Raw genomic sequence first — 20,437 nt, 5'->3', positions numbered from 1 at the left:
CTAGGTTCTGTGTGATAAGTTTAATTGACATAGGATCGATCGATCTTTGTGTCCTTTGTGTCTTTGTGGTTCGTTCCACCCCCTCGCTAGGAGAAATGTATCTTAGAATACATTTTACCCACCAAAGCTGGGAGAGCCGTCCAGTGAAAAAGTGACAGTTAGGGGGATAAAGCTCAAAAATAATTGACTCATAACTGGAAACTGTCAACTTAAAACTTACATCTGATAACTGATAACTGAAATTAAACCACTTTAGCGATAGCAACTTCTAGCTTATCCATAGCCTCATCTACTTCTGCTTCCGAGACAATTAAAGGAGGTACAAAACGGAGGACTTTCGGACCTGCGGGAGCAATTAATAAACCCTCGGCCAAGGCTGCATTAACAATAGTAGATGAAACCAACTCACTTTCTGAATTAATTTCCAGACCATTAATTAAACCCCAACCGCGCACCTCGACAAATAGATGGGGATATTGAGAAGCAATCACGCGTAAACGGCTGCGTAATTGTTCCCCTCGCTGCTGGACATTTTCGAGAAGATGATCCCGTTCAATGGTTTGTAATACTGTTAAAGCTGAGGCACAAGCGAAAGGATTACCTCCAAAGGTACTCGCATGACTACCCGGTTCAAAGACATCACAGAATTTTCTGCACATCATCGCACCGATGGGAATACCCCCCGCTAAACCCTTAGCAGAAGTGAAAATATCCGGTTCCACTCCTAAATTCTCATAACCCCAGAGTTTACCAGTTCTTCCGACTCCCACCTGTACTTCATCAAAGACAAGCAAAATGTTATTTTCGTCGCAAATTTGCCGTAAACGTTGGAAATATTCGATATCCCCCGGACGAACTCCCCCTTCACCCTGCAGCGGTTCCAACATAATCGCAGCCACCCGACGATTACCCTCATCGAGATCAGCGATCGCATTTTCCACCGCTTCGATATCATTATAGGGAATATAGGCAAACCCCGGCATCAGGGGTTCAAAGTCTTTTTGGTACTTCGGTTGACCGGTTGCGGTGATGGTAGCTAAAGTGCGGCCGTGAAAACTAGCGTGAGCGGTTAAAATAACCGGCTGTTCGAGGAAATCTAGCACCGTATGGGCATATTTTCGTACTAATTTAATCGCCGCTTCGTTTGCTTCCGCACCAGAATTACAGAAAAAGACTTTATCAGCGCAGGAATGATCGACAATCCATTTAGCTAGTTCTCCTTGTTCGGGAATATAGTATAAATTCGAGACATGATGGAGTTTTTGGATTTGCTGACTAACCACTTCAATTAAAGCAGGGTGCGCGTGACCGAGGGTACAGGTGGCAATTCCCGCGACAAAATCAAGGTATTGTTTCCCGGAAGTATCCCAGAGGAGACAGCCTAACCCTTTGGCGATCGCAATGGGAAAACGACCATAAGTATTCATCACATAGCTGTTAAAACTATCTGGATCGAAGGGTTGATTCGGGTTTAAATTGGGAGTGGGATCAACTAGGGTTGGTTCTAAAAGGGTTTCTGGACTCACTGGGGAACTCCTGCGCGATTAGACATAGGGGAAATTATAATCAAATCCGTCTGAGAAGGACGGGTTATTTAGATTAAAAACTGATTTCATTGTAAGTTACTAGACAGTGTTAGGGGTGAATTTTGCTTGTCTATCAGTGAAGATAAATATCGTCGTCTGCGTCAGGAATTAATCGGGGGAATTTTTGCCCTGGTCGTGGTGTTTTTGCTGGGTACGTTTTGGTATCATCTGATCGAGGGTTGGAGTTGGCTAGATTCGGCCTATATGACGATTAGTACCCTCGCTACCGTCGGTTTCGGCGAAATTAATCCCCTAGGTGAACGGGGACGACTATTCACGATGGTTTTGATTATCATGGGAGTAGTCAGCATCGGTTATATTGTTAATCGCTTGACCGAAGCTTTAATTCAAGGCTATTTTCAAGAGGGACTCAAACAGAGACAGGAGAAACGCTTGATCGATCGACTATCGGAACATTATATCATCTGTGGTTTGGGTCGCACAGGCAGACAGGTAGCGATCGAATTTTACGCAGAAAATATTCCTTTTGTAGTTATTGATACAGACCCCCTACAGGTAAATCGGGCCAAAGAATTAAATTATATTGTTGTTCAAGGAGATGCCACCTTAGATAAATCTTTACAAATGGCAGGAATTGAACGCGCTATTTGTATTGTGGCCGCTTTAACTTCCGATGCGGAGAATTTATATACAGTTTTGTCTGCTAAAACTCTTAATCCGAAAATTCGCGCCATTGCTAGGGCCAGTACCGAGGAAGCAGTACAAAAATTACAACGGGCCGGGGCCGATGCGGTGGTATCTCCCTATATTACCGGCGGCAGAAGATTAGCGGCCGCAGCCCTACGACCGCAGGTGATGGATTTTGTCGATGGTATTTTAACTGGAACCGATCGATCGTTTTATATGGAGGAATTTTTAATCGATCCGAGGACTTGTCCCTGTGTGGGTTTAAGTCTTAGTCAAGCACATTTAAGATCTCGATCAGGGGCCTTAGTTTTGGCTATACGTCGCGCTGATGGTACGCTAATCGGGGGACCCACTGGTGATACGGAATTAATGGCCGGAGATCTGTTAATTTGTATGGGAACGGCCGAACAATTACGCAGTTTAACTCAGATTTTAATCCCTATGCGATCGGATGGTTTACGTTTACCGAAGCATTAGTTAAAGAATCGATAAAAAATCTACTGGTAGCATTGCGGGAACAGGGGAAGCGGCAAAATCTCTTAGGTTTCGCGTTATGATTATTTCTAGCTTTTCTGATTCAGCAACGGCACTGGTAACGGCATCTTCAAAATCTTTCATAGGACTTGTCAATGCTTGCCTAATTATTGCATCTGTCACCCTAGCAACTTGCAAATTCTCTAGAAGACTTATCACCAATTTTCTTGAGCTTTCCCTTCCGTTTTGTTTAGACAAAATATAATAAATATTAGTGACGGCATGACCAGAAATATATCCTTGAGTTTTACCTATCTTAACTGTATTGAATGCTTGTACAGATGCTGGAAAATGTGGTTCACGCTTACCCAAAACATCTAGCAATACATCACTATCGAATAGGACTCGTTTCACCGATACTTCTCCACTAAATAATCAATATACGATTCTTTTGGGTCTTCTGATCCTAAATCGACAACCCCCACTAAGTTTCTTGTCCAAGGATCAAGATCGCTTAAATCATCTGTTAGGGAATGAGAGGTAGTTTCTGAGGATACATTCTTAGGATTAAATCGCTCTTGAATTCTGAAAATTATTAAACTACTATAAGCTCTCAATTGGGTGACTAAATGCGATGTTTCAGTATCTTGGAAATATTCGGTTATAGTACGATTAGAAACCGATAGAGCATTTTTAGCTCCCTGGTAAATTTGCTCTAATTCTGAATCGGCAAACATATCAATAAACACATCTATCGTTTCCGAGAGAATGCGTGAACCTTCCACCACTCTGATTAAATCGGCTTTTTCTTCACCAGTCTTTCCCTCATTGATCTGAGCAAGGCCGATAAATAATTGATTATAGGCAGTAATTTGATTAGTAAATTGGTCTATATATTGGATTAATTCCAGTGCCGAAACCTCATTCTTATATTGTTTCCATACCTGAAACCATAGTTGATTAATTTGACAAAATATATCGGCTCTTGCTTGATAAGTTTTAGATTTATCCTTAACTTGCTCAAATAAAATCTTAGTTTCTTGTAGTAAATTATCCAGTATTATCCGATCAGAATCGGTGACAATTTGATCGAGTTTATCTGTAATATTTTGCAGGTTTTCTAACAAAAATTGTCCTAAATTTTCCCGTTCGACTGAACTTGGCAGACTATTCATCGTATTTACCTCCCCTAAGACTGACGATCAAACAGAAATGAGTAGTCAAAATTATCAGCCCTAAAGCTCCATTGTAACAATTTTGGGGTCTGAAAGGGTGATTATAGTTACTATAGCCTCTGAAGGAGATAGATTAATTACCGTTCACTCTTAATTCCCCTGACTCGGAGACTGCTGACTCCCGACTCCTCAATCTAACATCTGTGGGGAATTGAGAAATTGAGGATGAGATGTTAGTACAATCGGGGAATAGTAAAGGAAAAACCCCTATTTACCATGAGTCAAAATCCCAATTCTTCCTCGCGATCACTGCAGCCGCTGCCGGTTCCCTCCATCCCGATACCTCCCTCGGAGTTAATCAAGGGAACCAAACCAGAGATAAATCAAGAAATGAGCCAAAAGGTGGCGATGCAGTCCAAAAAAGTGCCTAATATGCCACAAAATGGTCAAATATCGCCACCACGTTCTCCCCAAAGTCGCGCTTCCAATCAACCCACCTTAGAGCATTTGGTTCGGATTGCCTTTGAGCGGGGTTATTCGGACGTTCACCTCGGGGTTGGAGAACAACCCCGGATGCGGGATCGTGGCGAAATGATTATTCTCGACTATCCTGAAATTGACATCAACACTTTTTATAGTTGGTTACGCGAAATCCTCGGTGAAGAAGAAATCCTTCGCTTTAAAAAAGACCTAGAATTTGACGGTGCGACTCAGTACCAATTCGCTAGAGCGCGGATTAATATCTTTGAAAGTCTGCGCGGTCCGGGGATGGTTTTGCGTCTGATTCCCATGAAAATCCCCACGATGGAACAATTGGGCCTACCGATAGTGTTTCGGGATGTGTGCGATGTGCAGAAGGGATTGATTTTAATCACCGGTCCGACGGGTTCGGGGAAATCCACCACCCTAGCAGCCATGATCGATTACATCAATAAAGAACAAGCCAAACATATTATCACCATCGAAGACCCGATCGAATTTATCCATAAAAGTCGTCGCAGTTTGATCAAACAACGGGAAGTGGGAATACACACCCATGAGTTCGATAATGCCCTAAAAGCCTGTTTGCGGGAAGACCCAGATATTATTCTGGTGGGGGAGATGCGGGACAAAGCCACCGTTAATACTGCCCTGAAAGCTGCCCAAACCGGTCACTTAGTCCTGGGAACCCTGCACACCAGCAGCGCTGTAAAAACCCTTGACCGGATTTTAACTCTTTATAGTGCCGAGGAACGGGAATCCCTGCTGGTTGCGATCGCAGAATCCCTAGTTTGTATTATTTCCCAGGGTTTATGTCGCACCACCGACGGTAAACGGGCTGCTTTTTACGATATTCTCGTCAATACAGAGGCCGTCAAAGATTACATTCGCGGGGGCAAAAATGACGAAATTATCGAATTAATGAGAGACGGCGAATACCACGGCATGATTACCACTAATCAATCTCTGTTTAGCCTCTATCAAGAAGGACGGATTAGCGATGAGGTCGCCTTGGCCATGTCCCCGGTCCCCAATGAAATGGCCATGATGATGCGGGGTAGAATCTAGAAAAACCCTGAAGGAAATTCTTCAGGGATCAAGAGTTTAGTAGGCTAGAAAAATAGAAGCTCCTACTTATTCTCTAGGGGAACCCCTCAAGTGATCACTTCCACGATTGTGTTGCCCGATATTTTTAAAGGCATCGCCCTGTTTACCCCCGGGGGCGATCTAATTTACTGTATCGATCCTGATAAACAAACTCATTGGCATCTGAATCTCTGCGCTGCTCTCCAGTCCGCTTTAGGGTTGCCAGAACCCCCCCATTTTTTAGTTCCTAGTTTTACTGCTACCATCGATCGCTGGCGAGATCCCTACAGTCACCGTATTCATACTAGAGCCGAAGTCTATCCCCTTGTCCGTCGCTATCAGCCTTTATTAAATGCTATTTTCGCCACGGACGATCGAGCTTGGTTTACTGTACCCTGGCAGGAACAATCCTCTAATCCCACTATCTTAGAAACCTATCGTCAGCAGTTTCCCCAACTTTGGCAATCCCACGATCTGATTCTCCGTTATCAGGAGCGCCACCCAACCACTTCAGGGATTAATGCTGACTCTGACTATACCAATCCTAGTCCCAAGGGTTATGTTTTGCGGTTATTTGTCTCCGGTAATAATGCCAATACTAAACACACCCTAGAATCGATCCATCAGCTTCTAGAACGAGAATTACACCATCCCTATACCCTGAAAGTGATCGATATCTCTAAACATCCAGAACAAGCAGAATCTAATCATGTCTCTGCTATTCCCACTTTAGTCCGGGTTTGGCCGCAACCGGTGAAACGCATCATCGGCGAATTTGAGGATTTACCGCGAGTATTACAGATTATCGCCACCGCTTAGGGGTTAAAGACTTCTGACTCAATCCCCCGCCACCATTCGCCCAATTTCATTAAGTCTTGCTGAATATCATCCAATTCTTGGATATATTCCTGTTGGGAAAGACTGGCGCGACGTTCTTGCAGTTTTTTGAGACGCAATTGCACCAACAGCCAAGGCTTGGAAATACCGTTAGTTTCTTCAATATAGCGAGCAATATCTTGACTATCCATAGTTTTTACTGTTATCATCCTATATTTTGTCAAATTAACCCAAGACTCCTTTTTTTAGTTGCAGAAGATTATGTTTGATTTTAGCCACTATTACCCCTACACCGAATTAGTTTCTTTCCTGAAAAACCTAGCTTCATCCTATCCTAATTTAATTAGCCTCACCTCGATCGGTAAAAGCTACGAAAATCGAGATATCTGGTTAACTACCCTAACAAATCAAGCCACAGGCCATTATTTAGAAAAACCTGCCTATTGGATCGATGCTAACACCCATGCGGGGGAAGTAACAGGCTCTGCCGTCGCTCTCTACACTATCGCTCATCTTTTGCGCCAATACGGTCATAATTCCCAAATTACCAGACTTCTTGACCATTACACTGTCTATATTTTGCCGCGATTAGCCGTGGATGGAGCGGAAAAATATCTCACCACTCCCTATATGTTACGATCAAGTATTCGCCCCTATCCCCACACGGATGAGAAACCGGGGCTATATCCTGAAGATATTAACGGCGATGGTTTAATCTTACAAATGCGCCAAAAAGATACCTGTGGCGCTTGGAAAATTTCTGAACAAGATCCTCGCATTATGGAGCGTCGCGAACCGGAGGAATTTGAGGGAACTTTTTACACTTTGCTCACCGAAGGTTTAATCCGCGATTACGATGGCTATAATTTTACCACTGCCCCCACCCTAGAAGGTTTAGATTTTAACCGCAATTATCCTGTTTATTGGGTTCCTGAAGGGGAACAACAGGGGGCCGGAGATTTTCCTTTTTCGGAGCCAGAAACCCGTGCAGAAGCCGAATTTTGGGCAAATAACACCAATATTAATGGCTTCATTACCTATCATACCTATTCAGCAGTCATGTTGCGTCCCTATAGCACCCATCCCGATGAATATTTCCCCGTGGAAGACTTAGAAATGTATAAATATATTGCTGATAAGGGAAAAGCAATGACTGGTTATGAATGCGTTTCTGTCTATCACGGTTTTCGTGATCATCCCAAAGAAGTGATTAACGGTGCCATGGATGATTATGGTTACGATCATTTTGGTTGGTATGGTTTTACGGTGGAGTTATGGGATGCACCCACCCAAGCGGGAGTGAAAAAAGATGATTATATTCAATGGTTTCGCTGGCATCCTTTTGAAGATGAATTGAAATTACAGCATTGGAATGATGAGAATTTAGCGGGAAAGGGTTTTATTAATTGGCAAAGTTTTGATCACCCCCAATTGGGAGAGGTGGAAATTGGCGGTTGGGACTTTAAAAATGTCTGGCAAAATGCCCCAGAAAAGTATTTACCGGATTTATGTGAGAAACAATGTCAGTTTACTATTGCCCATGCTTTAATGTCACCTCTTTTAGCTATCTCTCGTCTTGATCTTAAGTCGGAGGGCAATGGTATTTATCATCTGGTTTTACAGTTGGAAAATCAGGGATTTTTACCCACTTATACCAGTAAAAAGGCACTGGAAAGAAAGATCGTTCGTCCCATTCAAGTCAAGTTAAATTTAGCCGATGAGGTGAGTTTAATAGTGGGAAAATTAGAGCAGGAAATCGGTCACTTAGAAGGGCGATCAAATAAAGTATATAGTAGCCTCGCTCACGGTTTAGATTATCGCTGTACGGTGGAATGGGTGATTAAAGGAGTTTCTGGTCAAGAAATCGAGATTATCGCTATAGCTGAAAGAGCCGGAACAGTCAGACAAAAAGTGATTTTATAGAGCTATTTGGTTCGATAAAATTGTTAAATAAGTCTCGTTAGATTCCGTGGGTAAAACTCGTAGTTTTTGGCTGCGAAGATCTGGTTCTAATCCCAAAGCTTCTAAAGGAATTACTCCTAATAAATTGTTTTGACCTCTGGGTAATTCCAAACATTCAAAAGTCCCTTCTCGTCCCGCAATAATCAAGGTAGCATCGCGAAAAATTCTCGCTTTTCCTATGCCTTTAGCCGTAGCCACATCTACTTCTTTTAAAAGCTGTAAACCCAAGCGGGAGATTACTTCTGGCACCAGACAAACAGTAGTTGCTCCCGTATCTACCAAGACATTTTCTAGGGTAAGAGAGCGAATTTGATCGGGAGAGATCACAGCCGCTGCTGCTAAAATTTGATCGGCGCGATTAATAACTGTAATACTGGTGTAGATTTTGCCCATATCTTCTGTAATAATTGCTGGATCAACCATAATACTACCCTCAATTCTACCCCTAAATTATACCAGAATAACTGCCAACAACAATGTTTAGTAATTTTAATTAGGGTTTACGGCAAAAAGTTTTTCCTGGGGACAGGCTTCGGCCGTGAGCTCAGCGTTCGACCGAGCGTTCGACTGAGCTCACGCCGAAGTCTCACGCCGAGGTCCGAACGGATGTGGGGTGTAGGGTTTTACCGATTTTCGGCGGTCAATTACCTAATTTTCAGGGAAAAAGTCCAGGGATTTTCCCCCCGATCACTCCCATATCGGGTACTTTTTGATTGACAAAAAGTATAAAAGTCTTATCCAACAAGGTTTTTAGATTTATTCAGCAACCCCTAATTATTAATCTGGCCGTCGGGCCTAATTGCACTGCGCAAGTTAACTCCCATCAGCACGAGTTAGAGTAGCTACGCTCACATAAACGGGTGCATATCACATTTGTCAATTCCTACAGATAAGGATTTTGGCTATTGTCAGCTTTCCACACTCAGTATTTTTCCAAAACTGAGATGCACCCCACATAAACTTTAAGACGATTAGGGTTTTAACTAATTTATAATTTGATTGGCACTAACTCCTTCACCAAGTCTTCCATAGCGACACTGTAAAAAATATTAGGATCATTTTCTCAATATTTTTTACAGATACAAAAGATTAATTTTTTGATCCTTAAATTTTCTTCCTGGCTGTGGAGATAGCGAACTCCGTCATTAAAAAGGTCGATGGATAATTCCATAATAACCTCTGATCCGAGAAATTTGCTTTCCTCATTTTTAGTACAAGTGTACGATTAAAATCGGAGTAAAGTCTTTAGGTTTAGGCGATTGATGCCGGATAGGGTTAGAGTAATCAGGGAGAAACTGATTTATCGAGAGGCTATATTATCCTATGCTAGAACTCTACCAATTTGAATTATCTGCCTATTGTGAGAAAGTCCGTCTCATCCTCGACTATAAAGGTCTTGCCTATAAAAAAAGGGACGTGGTGCCAGGGGTGGGACAATTGGAATTATTCCGTCTTTCCGGACAGCGCCAGGTCCCGGTCCTCAAGGATGGTGATACCTATATTGCCGACTCGACGGAGATTGCTTTTTATCTCGATCGCAAGTATCCTGAAAAACCAATTATCCCTATAGATCCCCTCCAACGGGGTCAATGTTTATTAATCGAAGAATGGGCCGATGAATCCCTGGGATTAAAAGGAAGAACCGCTTTTCTCGGCGCTTTTGCCCAAAATCAAAACTTTCGTACCGCCTTTTTACCCCGGGAAACTCCCGATTTTATGCGCTTGTTGCTGGGTTCCTTGCCGGGGGAATTAATTGATATTTTTGGGACGGGTGTAGGTCTGGGAAAAGATGCTATCAATACGGCTAAAAAAGGGCTACAACAGGACTTAGAGGCTTTAAACCTCATTTTAGCCAATCGTCCCTATTTAGTCGGGGATCAGCCCAGTTTAGCCGATTTAGCTGTGGCGGGATTAAGTGTACTGCTTAAGTTTCCCCAGGGTTCCTATCTCAACTTACCCCCGGAATTGCAAGGCAAGGGGATTCCAGGGTTAGCTGATAATAGCGCCTACGAGGGCTTTTTTGTCTGGCGTGATCGTCTTTATAGTCAATACCGTCAAACTATTACCCCGGGGAGTTCCACCCCTCCCATCGATTCCCCCAACTCTATCCAGATTGAATAGCAGAGCTTGACTAGGGTGGTGGGGTGTGGGGTGTGGGGTGTAGGGTGTAGGGTGTGGGGAAAATAAATAAAAATAATCTCCTGACGACCGACGACCGGCTCCTATCTCCTGTTAAGATTCGCGTAAAACGTAGCCGACACCGCGCACGGTATGAATGAGGCGTTTTTGACCACCAGCTTCCATTTTCAGGCGTAAATAGCGAATATATACCTCAATAACGTTTGATTCTCCTTGAAATTCATCTCCCCAGACATTTTCGAGAATTTGATCCCTTGATAATACTTCTTTCGGGTGAATCATCAGGTAGCGGAGCAGTTCAAATTCCTTCATCGTCAACTCAATATTTTTGTTCTTATAGGAGAGACGACGAGTGGCTAAATCCAATACTAAGTCACCGAAGCGCAATTGTTCGGGGATAGTTTCCATCGGTTGCAGGTAAAAACGGATTAATTTGAGGAAAGATTGCGAATTATAGGGTTTGAGAAAATAATCGTCGGCTCCCGCTTCCAAACAGGCGAGACGTTCTTCTAGAGTTTCTTGAGATACTAATAAAATAATATAAACGCGACTTCCCTGGGAACGTAAACGACGACAAAACTTTACACCGGCCTCCGCCGCGAGGAGGCGATCGAGTATAATCATCGCTGGCTGCCAACTTTCCACTTCTGGGAAAGCGCTATCAATGCTAGGCACAATCAGGGGACGATAACCTGCTTCTTGCAAGTTCGCACTAGCTAGTTTAGCGATATTCTCCTCAATTCCCACCAAGAGAATCGAAGAACTCAGAACTGGTGTACTCATTAGTCGGCAGCGGTAAAGAAATAGGAAAGATAGGGAGGCGACTGGCCAATTATACTTAATTCATTCTTGCCTAACCGATTTTAGATAAAAAAGTTAACGCTGTGGTGCGTTGGACAAAATTACCATTGACAGACCAACCGGTCACTCGATCGGGGGACGACCAGAGGCTAAGATGATCTACAGGGGGATCCGCATAAAAATTTTCTCCACCGCTACCCAATAAACAGGAACTCCAATGGGTAAAATAATCATGACTAAGGCGATAAATGGGAAAATTACCGATTAATGGCACTCCCCACCCGTCCAGAGCCATTAAAGCTCGAATTTTCACCCCTTGAGCTTGCCAATAATAGGCTAAAGCGATCGCATTTACCACCCCCGCACTAAACCCAATCAAGGTTAGGTCTTCTCCGGGTAAAAAAGCTTCATTTAAGCAAGAAAAAGGAGAAATAATAATATAGGAGCGTAATTTGACCGATTTGCTCCCCAGATGTCCTAAAAAATCCTCCGTCAATCTAGAATCATGAAAACCAGTACAAATCACTAAGGTATTGACACTCCCGTCCTTAAAAGCGAGGGATTCTTGGTTCATAGAGTTTCCTTAATTAGTAGTTTAAATGAGCCTAAACCCTTAAATAGCCTGGAATCCAACAAAGCAAAAAGCTTTTTTGATTAAAATTGCTTTTTTGAATTCTGGTGAGCCTTACTTGGCAAGGCTTGCGTCGATTATTTTCTGCTAACATATCATAACTACTCTAGAAGAGCCATAATTGTTAAGAAAATGACGCGAATTACCGTTATTGGTGCAGGGATTGGCGGACTAACGGCGGCGGCATTATTGGCGCGTCGAGGTTATCAAGTCACAGTATATGATCAGGCGCTTGTCCCCGGGGGTTGTGCCTCGACTTTTTCCCGTCGGGGTTTTACTTTTGACGTGGGGGCAACTCAAGTGGCAGGATTAGAAGTAGGGGGCATTCATCAGCGCATTTTTGCCGAATTAGGGATAGATTTACCCGATTCTGTCCCCTGCGATCCCGCCTGTGCCGTTTTTCTGCCGGGGGAAACCAATCCGATTAATGTCTGGCGCGATCGGCAAAAGTGGCAAGAGGAAAGACAAAAACAATTTCCGGGCAGCGAACCTTTTTGGCAATTATTACAAAAACTCTTTCAAGCAAGTTGGCGTTTTCAAAGTCGCGATCCAGTTTTACCCCCGCGCAACTGGTGGGATTTAGGGCAATTAATCGCCGCTTTGCGTGTAGATACTGCCATTACCTTTCCCTTTACTTTGATGACTGTGGGGGATGCTCTGCGATTATACGGCTTAGAGAGGGATAAACGCCTAAAAACTTTCCTTGATCTCCAGTTAAAGCTTTATTCCCAAGTTACTGCCGATGAAACCGCTTTACTTTATGCCGCCACCGCTTTAGCAGTTTCTCAGTCTCCCCAAGGTTTATCCCACCTTCAGGGTAGTATGCAGGTATTAAGCGATCGCCTAGTAACAGCTTTGGAAAAATACGGCGGTAAATTGCAAATGCGCCACACAGTAGAAAAAATACTGACAGAAAAGGGAAAAGCCCAGGGAATTATCGTCAGAAATCAAAAAAATGGTCAAATATATCCAGAAATGGCCGATGAGATTGTCGCTAATATCCCGATCCAAAATTTACCACAATTAATCGATCGCGAAGCCATTCCCAGTCTTTATCACCGGAGAATCGAAAAACTTCCCCCCGCATCCGGTGCTTTTGTGGTTTACTTAGGAGTCGATCGCGCTGCTATTCCCCCCGATTGTCCTCCCCATTTGCAATTCCTCTACGATTACGATGGCATAATCGGCGAAAATAACTCTTTGTTTGTTTCCGTGAGTAAAGAAGGGGATGGCCGCGCCCCAGTGGGAAAAGCGACGATTATTGCTTCTTCCTTCACCGATACCAGTCTTTGGTGGCAAAAAGGAGAAGATAATTATCAGCAATTAAAAGCAGCATACACCCAAGAGGCGATCGAGCGTCTCGGTAATTATTTCCATCTTAGTCCTGATCACATCGTTCACATCGAATCAGCTACTCCTCGCACTTTTGAACGGTTTACGGGGCGAAATCAGGGCATTGTCGGCGGTATTGGTCAAAGATTGTCCACTTTTGGCCCTTTTGGCCTAGCGACGCGCACTCCGATCCCCCATCTTTGGTTAGTGGGAGATTCTACCCATCCGGGAGAAGGCACTGCCGGAGTCAGCTATTCGGCACTAACGGTAGTTAGACAGATTGAGAATCAATTAAGTAGTCGTGCAAAATAAATTTCCTAGTGAAGATAGGCAAGAGGCAATAGGCAATAGGCAATAGGCAAAAGCTTTATCGAAATGTGTAATTAATTTTGCTTAGGTACTTAGCTTCTAGTTAGCCGTAATTATGAATTATGAATTATGAATTGGGAAGAATAAATAAAAGCAATCTTCTGAATACTGAATACTGATAACTGATAACTGATAACTGTTAACTTACCCACTGATAACTGATAACTGATAACTGATAACTGTTATAAAGCGCCAGCTGCCGTGCGATCGAGTATTCCCGATCCTAGATGAGAGGTAATATTAATTGCTTGCAGGACTGGTTGAGAGTCAACTCCTTTAGGATAATCGATAACACTAACCGCGCCATTTCCCTGTTTAATATTCCAGAAATTAGCGGGTTTTAAACCCAATAAATAACAAAGAATCACCTTATTAATGGCATCGTGAGCTACTACCATAATTGTCTTAGGTTGATCACTATTACTATAGGTTTTAACGATTTGCCGCCAACAAGCGATCGCTCGATCCCAAACTTCCTGTAAATTCTCCCCTTCCGGCATTTGCACGGTTTCTGGGGCATTTTTCCAGTCTTCTAACATTCCGGGGAAACTCGCTTCAATTTCCTCCTCTAATTTACCTTCCCAAAGTCCGTGACAGATTTCCGTCAGATCCACTTGGGTATCTAAGGTGACATTGGGGTGATATTGCAGGATAATTTGGGCAGTTTCCTTGGGACGGGACAAAGGACTGGTGACAGCGTAATCGATCGCCGTTTCTCGCAGAAATTCGGCGGCTTTCTCAGCTTGAGCTTTGCCGTTATCATTGAGAGGAATATCGCGCACACCTTGAAAACGTTTATCCCGATTCCATTGGGTTTCTCCGTGACGGACCAGTAGCAGCCTAGAACCTTGGAAAGGAGGACGCGGTGGGGGTAAAGCTATCCCCAAGTGTGCCGTTTGATTGAGGGATTCCACCTGCACAGGATCACCAAAATTACCCGTAAAATTGAGAACATTAACGCAACAGTTAGATTGTTGGAGGGAATGGTATAAGGAAACTGGAATACCGATGGCACTGAGGATTAAACAGCGATTAATGCCGTTATGGGCAACAATGAGGATAGTTTGGCCCTCGTGTTGGGGAATAATTTCTCGCCAAAAATCCTGCGCTTGTTGATAGAGGGAGAGAACGGGATAATGTTCTTGACCATCGGGCAGTATCATCTTAAATTCATGAGGTTTTTGGTGCCAATCCCGATATTCTTGGGGGTATTGAGCTTTTACCTCCTCTTTGACCATATTTTCCCAGATAGGCAGATCGATTTCTAGTAACTGCGAAGTGGGTTGAATGACGGGAGAGTGATTTAAACGAGACTGAATCACCTCAGCAGTAGATTTGGCTCTTTGGAGAGGACTACAGTAAAAAGCGGCGATATCGATTTGACTGAGGGCATTTCCTACTTTTTCCGCGTCCAGATGCCCTTTTTCCGTCAAAACCGAGCCATCACTGCGACCTTGTATTTTCTGCTCTGCGTTATAACTGCTTTGTCCATGACGAACAATAATCACACGAGTAGCCAAGCGGTTCAGTCTCCTTAACTAAAAGTCTCAATATCAGATTACAGGCGATCGGGATCGGAGTACAAATCAGTGATCAGTAATCAGTAATTAGTGTAGTTCACTTGTACTAAAATATCGCCTACAGTTTCAAGGCAGCACAGCATATCAAAACTTCCTGATATAACAATCTCTTTGGGATCAAGGGTTTGGCGGTTTTATCAAGAAACCATGACAATGTACTTGGTCAAAATCGGAATCTTGCTGTTTAATAGGTATTTATAACAAGCGATTCCCTTGATCCCCATCGAGTGGGTCTCTTGTTCACAAAGCAATCGATGAGTAGTTGGAAGGATTACCCAGATCACTGCTTTTGCAAATGCCCAAAAACATTTGCCGTCGTAACTAATCGGAGAGCGTCAACTCATGGTTCCAGAATACCCCCCCTTAGATGAGATGACCTTGCGGCAACTACGACGAGTTGCCAGTCAATACAGCATCTCTCGTTACAGTCGGATGCGGAAAACGCAATTAATCGAGGCAATTACCCAAGCTATGGGAGTAAGCGGCAATTTTAAATCTATTATTAAAGAGGAAAAACCAGTGGAAGCAGCAAAATTTGAATTAGGTCAAGCTAACCCGATCGAAGATATTCTAGGTTCAGTGGATGATGGTTTAGGAGATCTGCCCGGTGGCTACGGGGAAAATCGCATTACCCTCCTACCTCGCGATCCTCAGTGGGCCTATGCTTACTGGGATATCCCCAACGAATCAAAAGAAGATCTCCGTCGTCAAGGAGGACAACAGTTAGCCCTGCGTCTTTATGATGTCACCGATATCGATATCAATAGCCAAGGCGCGCATAGCGTCCAAGAATATCTCTGTGATGAATTAGCCCGGGAATGGTATTTACCGATTCCAGTCAGCGATCGAGATTATGTTATCGATATCGGTTATCGTTGTGCTGATGGACGTTGGTTAGTTTTGGCCCGTTCTCCTTTAGTGCGGATTCCTCCCGTCTATCCTTCCGACTGGATTGAAGATATTTTTGTCACCGTTAACTGGGAAGAAGAACTGGTGGGTAAAACTGTTTACGAACTCGTTCCCCCCAGCAAACGCTACGACAGCAGCACCGGAACCACCGGAAGCCCTATCTACGACCAAATTTTCGAGAGTGTCGGCGATATGGAGGCCCTACGGGTGGCCGGTTCCTTGTTTGGTTCCATGCAGCACGTCGCTGGTTCCGTACCGATGTCGGAAGTGATCAGTTCCTATGTATTCCCCTCTGGGGTTGGTATGTGGGCAGTTCCCACGGTATCGGGACTAACCGCTTCCGGTATCGGGATGACTGCTTCTGGTATCGGTATGGGTGCTTCGGAAACCCTACAACGTCCGCGCAAATTCTGGTTAGTTGCCGATGCAGAATTAATCGTCTATGGTGCCACCGAACCCGATGCCACCGTAACTATCGGTGGTCGTCCGATTAAACTCAATCCCGATGGCACTTTCCGCTATCAGATGTCCTTCCAAGATGGTTTAATCGATTATCCGATTATGGCCGTGGCCGCCGATGGTGAACAAAATCGTTCTATCCACATGAAATTTACCCGGGAAACCCCCTCTCGCAATACCAACACTAAAGATGAGGCGGTTCTAGAATGGTTGTTCTAGATTGGGTTTTCTAACGTTACCAAAGCCAACCTAATTACTTCCCCCTAACTGAGATTTAGTTAGGGGATTTTTTTTTGGGGTTGCTTACCGTTATCAACTTTTATTCCCAAATCTGACAGCTTAAATCGCCCGATTTTTGGGAAAGACGCAGATTTTCACCGTAATCGACGGGAACATCGATCACCGTAGGCACCTCTTGCCGGAAAGCCTCCTCTAGTGTCGGGATCAAATCCTGAGTAGATTCCACCCGATAGCCTTTTAATCCCATACTTTCAGCAAATTTAACAAAATCGGGATTACCAAACTTAATAAAAGAAGATGTCCCAAAATAGTTTAACTGCTTCCATTCGATTAAACCGTAACCGCCATCATTAAAGATGAGAGTGACGAAGGGAGTCCCCACCCGCAAAGCTGTCTCCAACTCCTGACAATTCATCATAAAACCGCCGTCCCCCGTCACCGCCACAACGCGCTTATCGGGATAAACTAACTTAGCGGCGATCGCACCAGGGATAGCAATACCCATAGCGGCGAAACCGTTAGAAATAATGCAAGTATTAGGACAATCGGAGTGATAATGGCGGGCCATCCACATTTTATGAGCGCCCACGTCACAAATAGCGATATCTTCCGGTCCCATCACCTGACGCAGATCGTAGATCAATTTTTGTGGCTTGATCGGAAAACCCGTATCATTGGCATAGGTTTCGTAATCGGCCCGAATTTCCGTCTTTAATCCCGCGGTGACAGGAGTTGGTTTATTCTGGCGATCGGCCCGTTTGAGGATATCGATGAGAGAATCGGTGATATCACCCACCACTTCCACCACCGGGGCATAACTGCTGTCAATTTCCGCCGGAGTCATGCCGATGTGAATAATCGGTAATTTCCCCTCTGGATTCCATTTTTTCGGGGAATACTCGATTAAATCGTAACCAACAGCGATAATTAAATCACTGCGATCGAAGGCACAACTAATCAAATCCCGTTGCTGTAATCCTACCGCCCAAAGAGCCAGAGGATGGGTATAGGGAATCACCCCCTTACCCATAAAAGTGTTAGCCACAGGGATATTCAAGGCCGTGGCGAATTCCGTTAAAGCCTCACTAGCATTAGCGCGAATTGCCCCATTTCCCGCCAAAATCAAGGGATTTTTGGCTTTAGAAATCACTGCCGCCGCCATATTCAAAGTCCGATAGGAAGCGTAAACTTTTTCCTGACTGTCGAGGGGCAAAGGACTACCATCGGCAGGCATAGCGGCGATATTTTCAGGAAGATCGATATGAACTGCCCCCGGTTTCTCACTTTGGGCGGTTTTAAAGGCTCTCCGTACCACTTCTGGGGTTATACCTGGCCGGACGATTTGTTTATTCCATTTCGTCACTGGGGCGAACATGGCCACCAGATCCAGGTATTGATGGGATTCAATGTGCATCCGATCGGTTCCCACCTGGCCGGTGATGGCCACCAAGGGTGCCCCATCCAGGTTAGCATCGGCTACCCCTGTCATCAGGTTAGTCGCCCCCGGTCCTAAGGTGGAGAGACAAACCCCCGCTTTTCCCGTCAAGCGTCCATAGACATCGGCCATAAAAGCCGCGCCCTGTTCGTGACGGGTGGTGATAAATTTGATCGAGGAGTTTTTTAGGGCTTCCAAAACATCGAGGTTTTCTTCCCCGGGTAGCCCAAAAATATACTCGACCCCTTCATTCTCTAGACATTTAACTAGAAGTTCGGCTGTGTTTAATTCCCCCATAATTCCCTCCTGTAGAGCTTACTTCATCAGTAAAGTCTCTAGAGATAGTTCATCCCGGCGGATTGAGGTTGTTGCGCTCAACTCGTCGGGATGATATCAGTAGACTATATGTACCAATGTAGCTGACTAAAATTTTGTTTAAGTCTATCCATATACTATTGTGACTTAGATCTTGACCCTTGGCAGATTATTTATTAGCACAATGGAGGGGAATTTTTTTTTAGGCCGTTAATTCTTCGGCAGCGTGGGCTAGTTGGGCGGCGACTTTGGCTAAATAGGGACGACTTAACCACCAGATAAACGGGGACAGCCAACCGCGCAGGGTGACAGAATAGGAAATATAAGTACCACAGAGGGTTGATTCCACTTGGTAGGTCATTTTCTGTTCCATGCCGGGGATAGCGAGAACTCTGAGGCTGAGGAGTTCCCCAGGGCGGACATTTTCCACGAAAACCCGGATAGGAATGGGAGTCAGACGGGTGACAGCTTGATAGATTAACCCCGGTTTAGCGATTAAACCCAAGGGAACATCGGCCTTGGCAATCAAAGGATGCCAAGAGACATCGGCCACATTGATTAATTTTTGCCAGAGGACATCGACGGGGGCGCTACTGACCACCCGATAGGTTTTGTAGAGTGAAAACTTACAGAATAGTCTGCCTTTGGCCGCTACAATCCTTAGGGAAAAATTGAGAATCACCGATCGCCCCCCCGCAAAAATAATCCAGGTAATCTTCCATTGTAAAAAATAAATGGCTTTCTGGGAGTGTGGGCTTTTTATAATTTTAACTTAGCGTCAGCAGAAGTCCCTCGCTTGAGTGCGATCGAATGAATGCTCTATTTAATTTGCTATCATAACGCATCAAGTCGGAGCGATCGCTAGACTAAAGAGATAACCAAATAGCCTCCGATGCTTACCGTCCCCAACGACTGAGGGCAGCTATTCCCGCCGTCGTCAAGTTTTTCTCCTGTCAGAGTTTGATACAATTGTCTAGGATTGGGACTTCTGCAAGGGATTGGGATTATACGGCTGATTGAGCCATTAGGTATCTAGGTAATGATTCGGTAGTAGTGGCGTAGCTCTCTTGCTTACCTGGTATGAATTGTGTAAAATATTTATTAATAAAAATAATTGGAACTCGAATCAGTCTTTAAACCTCTAGCTTGATCATGACTTTTCTGATAAATATCTTTTTCTGGCTCCTGTCTGGCTTACTGAAATATCAGTCTAGCACCGAACAAAGTACCCCCCCTAGTTCACCTCCGTTCCCCTGTCCTAATTGTGGTTCTCATTATATGATCAAGAATGGTTCTATTCATAATGGAAAACCCAAACGTCAATGTAAAGAATGTGGTCGTCAGTTTGTGATCAATCCCACTAATAAAACCGTCTCTGACGAAACCAAACAATTAATTGATAAACTCTTGCTCGAACAAATTTCCTTACGAGGAATTGCTAGAGTAACAGGGGTAAGTTGGTCATGGTTACAAAATTATGTCAACAATAAATTGGCATCTGTCCCTCGTCAAGTAAAGGTTTCAGACAAACCAAAAGGTAAATTGGTTATAGAATGTGATGAAATGTGGTCTTTTGTTTTTTCTAAGACAATAAAGGTCTATATTTGGCGGTTAATTGATAGAAATACAAGGGAAATTATTGGTTGCTATGCGCGGAGATAGGAGTCGTCAATCAGCGAAAAAACTTTGGGGCCAGTTTACCAGGTGTTTACCGACAATGCGCGGTTGCTTACACAGACTTTTGGGAGTCCTATAAGACAGTAATTCCTAGTAAACGTCATCGACCAGTCGGGAAAGAAACTGGTCAAACTAATCCTATTGAAAGATTAAATAATACCTTTCGACAAAGGATTTCTCGGTTGGTGAGAGAGAGTCTATCTTTCTCTAAAAAAATGGAGAATCACGTTGGGGAACCCTTTGGTATTTTATCCATGACTACAATGCACACCTGGCAAAGGATTAAGCCGCCATCACTACTA

Annotated in this window: 17 protein-coding genes and 1 pseudogene; 8 read left to right on the top strand and 10 right to left on the bottom strand. The window is 44.0% G+C overall.

All coding sequences use genetic code 11. The features are described from left to right. Window positions 1–242 precede the first annotated feature (242 nt). Window positions 243–1,526, bottom strand: coding sequence for an aspartate aminotransferase family protein (locus O9323_RS11915; RefSeq protein ID WP_149107154.1), 1,284 nt, complete (start codon window positions 1,524–1,526; stop codon window positions 243–245). A 126-nt stretch (window positions 1,527–1,652) separates the two neighbouring features. Here O9323_RS11915 and O9323_RS11910 point away from each other — a divergent pair, with 126 nt between their 5' ends. Then, entirely contained in the window at window positions 1,653–2,711 is a 1,059-nt protein-coding gene (locus O9323_RS11910; RefSeq protein ID WP_193979016.1) for a potassium channel family protein, read from the top strand. Here O9323_RS11910 and O9323_RS11905 read toward each other — a convergent pair whose 3' ends face one another. Both O9323_RS11905 and O9323_RS11900 read right to left on the bottom strand, forming a co-directional pair. Beyond that, on the bottom strand, window positions 2,712–3,122 hold the full coding sequence (locus O9323_RS11905) for a PIN domain-containing protein (RefSeq protein WP_288125163.1): 411 nt from the start codon (window positions 3,120–3,122) through the stop codon (window positions 2,712–2,714). Further along, a complete protein-coding gene (locus O9323_RS11900) occupies window positions 3,119–3,883 on the bottom strand; it encodes a hypothetical protein (RefSeq protein WP_288125162.1) in 765 nt (254 codons plus the stop codon). The genes O9323_RS11905 and O9323_RS11900 overlap by 4 nt, the downstream gene beginning before the upstream one ends. 276 nt (window positions 3,884–4,159) lie before the next feature. Here O9323_RS11900 and O9323_RS11895 point away from each other — a divergent pair, with 276 nt between their 5' ends. Beyond that, window positions 4,160–5,431: a type IV pilus twitching motility protein PilT gene (locus O9323_RS11895; RefSeq protein ID WP_043998341.1), complete on the top strand. Its 1,272-nt coding sequence runs from the start codon at window positions 4,160–4,162 to the stop codon at window positions 5,429–5,431. A gap of 90 nt (window positions 5,432–5,521) precedes the next feature. After that, window positions 5,522–6,268, top strand: a complete 747-nt coding sequence (locus tag O9323_RS11890) for a circadian clock KaiB family protein (RefSeq protein ID WP_002751035.1) — start codon at window positions 5,522–5,524, stop codon at window positions 6,266–6,268. Here O9323_RS11890 and O9323_RS11885 read toward each other — a convergent pair. After that, window positions 6,265–6,477, bottom strand: a complete 213-nt coding sequence (locus O9323_RS11885) for a hypothetical protein (RefSeq protein ID WP_002758960.1) — start codon at window positions 6,475–6,477, stop codon at window positions 6,265–6,267. The genes O9323_RS11890 and O9323_RS11885 overlap by 4 nt on opposite strands. Window positions 6,478–6,547: 70 nt before the next feature. Between O9323_RS11885 and O9323_RS11880 the strand changes: the two genes are divergently transcribed. Continuing rightward, entirely contained in the window at window positions 6,548–8,209 is a 1,662-nt protein-coding gene (locus O9323_RS11880; protein WP_024969410.1) for a M14 family metallopeptidase, read from the top strand. On the opposite strand, the gene O9323_RS11875 is transcribed toward O9323_RS11880, so the two are convergent. After that, complete coding sequence (locus O9323_RS11875) at window positions 8,204–8,671, bottom strand: retroviral-like aspartic protease family protein (protein WP_149107157.1); 468 nt, start codon at window positions 8,669–8,671, stop codon at window positions 8,204–8,206. The two genes, O9323_RS11880 and O9323_RS11875, sit on opposite strands and share 6 nt — an antisense overlap. A 900-nt stretch (window positions 8,672–9,571) precedes the next feature. Between O9323_RS11875 and O9323_RS11870 the strand changes: the two genes are divergently transcribed. Beyond that, window positions 9,572–10,369, top strand: a complete 798-nt coding sequence (locus O9323_RS11870) for a glutathione S-transferase (RefSeq protein WP_002751043.1) — start codon at window positions 9,572–9,574, stop codon at window positions 10,367–10,369. A 111-nt stretch (window positions 10,370–10,480) separates the two neighbouring features. Here O9323_RS11870 and nblR read toward each other — a convergent pair whose 3' ends face one another. Continuing rightward, on the bottom strand, window positions 10,481–11,170 hold the full coding sequence (gene nblR / locus O9323_RS11865; RefSeq protein ID WP_002744217.1) for a response regulator transcription factor NblR: 690 nt from the start codon (window positions 11,168–11,170) through the stop codon (window positions 10,481–10,483). A 70-nt stretch (window positions 11,171–11,240) separates the two neighbouring features. Further along, window positions 11,241–11,762: a hypothetical protein gene (locus tag O9323_RS11860; RefSeq protein WP_002736927.1), complete on the bottom strand. Its 522-nt coding sequence runs from the start codon at window positions 11,760–11,762 to the stop codon at window positions 11,241–11,243. A 189-nt stretch (window positions 11,763–11,951) separates the two neighbouring features. On the opposite strand from O9323_RS11860, the gene crtD reads away from it, so the two are divergent. After that, window positions 11,952–13,463 (top strand): C-3',4' desaturase CrtD, encoded by a 1,512-nt coding sequence (crtD, locus tag O9323_RS11855; protein ID WP_288125161.1) that lies wholly within the window; start codon window positions 11,952–11,954, stop codon window positions 13,461–13,463. A 239-nt stretch (window positions 13,464–13,702) separates the two neighbouring features. Here crtD and O9323_RS11850 read toward each other — a convergent pair whose 3' ends face one another. Further along, window positions 13,703–15,040, bottom strand: a complete 1,338-nt coding sequence (locus tag O9323_RS11850; protein WP_288125160.1) for a histidine phosphatase family protein — start codon at window positions 15,038–15,040, stop codon at window positions 13,703–13,705. Window positions 15,041–15,442: 402 nt separating this feature from the next. On the opposite strand from O9323_RS11850, the gene O9323_RS11845 reads away from it, so the two are divergent. Beyond that, window positions 15,443–16,687 carry a DUF4912 domain-containing protein gene (locus O9323_RS11845; protein WP_002737786.1) on the top strand — a complete coding sequence of 415 codons (1,245 nt, stop codon included), beginning with the start codon at window positions 15,443–15,445 and terminating at the stop codon, window positions 16,685–16,687. Window positions 16,688–16,787: 100 nt separating this feature from the next. Here the strand turns inward: O9323_RS11845 and O9323_RS11840 are convergent, their stop codons facing one another. Together O9323_RS11840 and O9323_RS11835 are read right to left on the bottom strand one after the other, a co-directional pair. Further along, window positions 16,788–18,440: an acetolactate synthase large subunit gene (locus O9323_RS11840; RefSeq protein ID WP_288125159.1), complete on the bottom strand. Its 1,653-nt coding sequence runs from the start codon at window positions 18,438–18,440 to the stop codon at window positions 16,788–16,790. 220 nt (window positions 18,441–18,660) lie between these two features. Next, on the bottom strand, window positions 18,661–19,140 hold the full coding sequence (locus O9323_RS11835; RefSeq protein WP_002735718.1) for a hypothetical protein: 480 nt from the start codon (window positions 19,138–19,140) through the stop codon (window positions 18,661–18,663). Window positions 19,141–19,736: 596 nt separating this feature from the next. Here O9323_RS11835 and O9323_RS11830 point away from each other — a divergent pair. Beyond that, window positions 19,737–20,421 (top strand): annotated as a pseudogene (locus tag O9323_RS11830) (IS1 family transposase). Window positions 20,422–20,437 lie beyond the last annotated feature (16 nt).

It is taken from the genome of Microcystis sp. LE19-131.1A (genome assembly GCF_027532015.1).
Lineage (GTDB): Bacteria > Cyanobacteriota > Cyanobacteriia > Cyanobacteriales > Microcystaceae > Microcystis > Microcystis ichthyoblabe_A.
The sequence above is the reverse complement of the archived record's forward strand: the minus strand, read 5'-3'. Positions and strand labels throughout refer to the sequence as shown.

Excerpts from the sequence above, each read along its gene's own strand:
- O9323_RS11900 (WP_288125162.1), bottom strand. The coding sequence starts at position 3,883 with ATGAATAGTCTGCCAAGTTCAGTCGAACGGGAAAATTTAGGACAATTT.
- O9323_RS11860 (WP_002736927.1), bottom strand. The coding sequence starts at position 11,762 with ATGAACCAAGAATCCCTCGCTTTTAAGGACGGGAGTGTCAATACCTTA.
- O9323_RS11880 (WP_024969410.1), top strand. The coding sequence starts at position 6,548 with ATGTTTGATTTTAGCCACTATTACCCCTACACCGAATTAGTTTCTTTC.
- O9323_RS11875 (WP_149107157.1), bottom strand. The coding sequence starts at position 8,671 with ATGGTTGATCCAGCAATTATTACAGAAGATATGGGCAAAATCTACACC.
- O9323_RS11845 (WP_002737786.1), top strand. The coding sequence starts at position 15,443 with ATGGTTCCAGAATACCCCCCCTTAGATGAGATGACCTTGCGGCAACTA.
- O9323_RS11840 (WP_288125159.1), bottom strand. The coding sequence starts at position 18,440 with ATGGGGGAATTAAACACAGCCGAACTTCTAGTTAAATGTCTAGAGAAT.
- O9323_RS11885 (WP_002758960.1), bottom strand. The coding sequence starts at position 6,477 with ATGGATAGTCAAGATATTGCTCGCTATATTGAAGAAACTAACGGTATT.
- O9323_RS11870 (WP_002751043.1), top strand. The coding sequence starts at position 9,572 with ATGCTAGAACTCTACCAATTTGAATTATCTGCCTATTGTGAGAAAGTC.
- nblR (WP_002744217.1), bottom strand. The coding sequence starts at position 11,170 with ATGAGTACACCAGTTCTGAGTTCTTCGATTCTCTTGGTGGGAATTGAG.
- O9323_RS11895 (WP_043998341.1), top strand. The coding sequence starts at position 4,160 with ATGAGTCAAAATCCCAATTCTTCCTCGCGATCACTGCAGCCGCTGCCG.
- crtD (WP_288125161.1), top strand. The coding sequence starts at position 11,952 with ATGACGCGAATTACCGTTATTGGTGCAGGGATTGGCGGACTAACGGCG.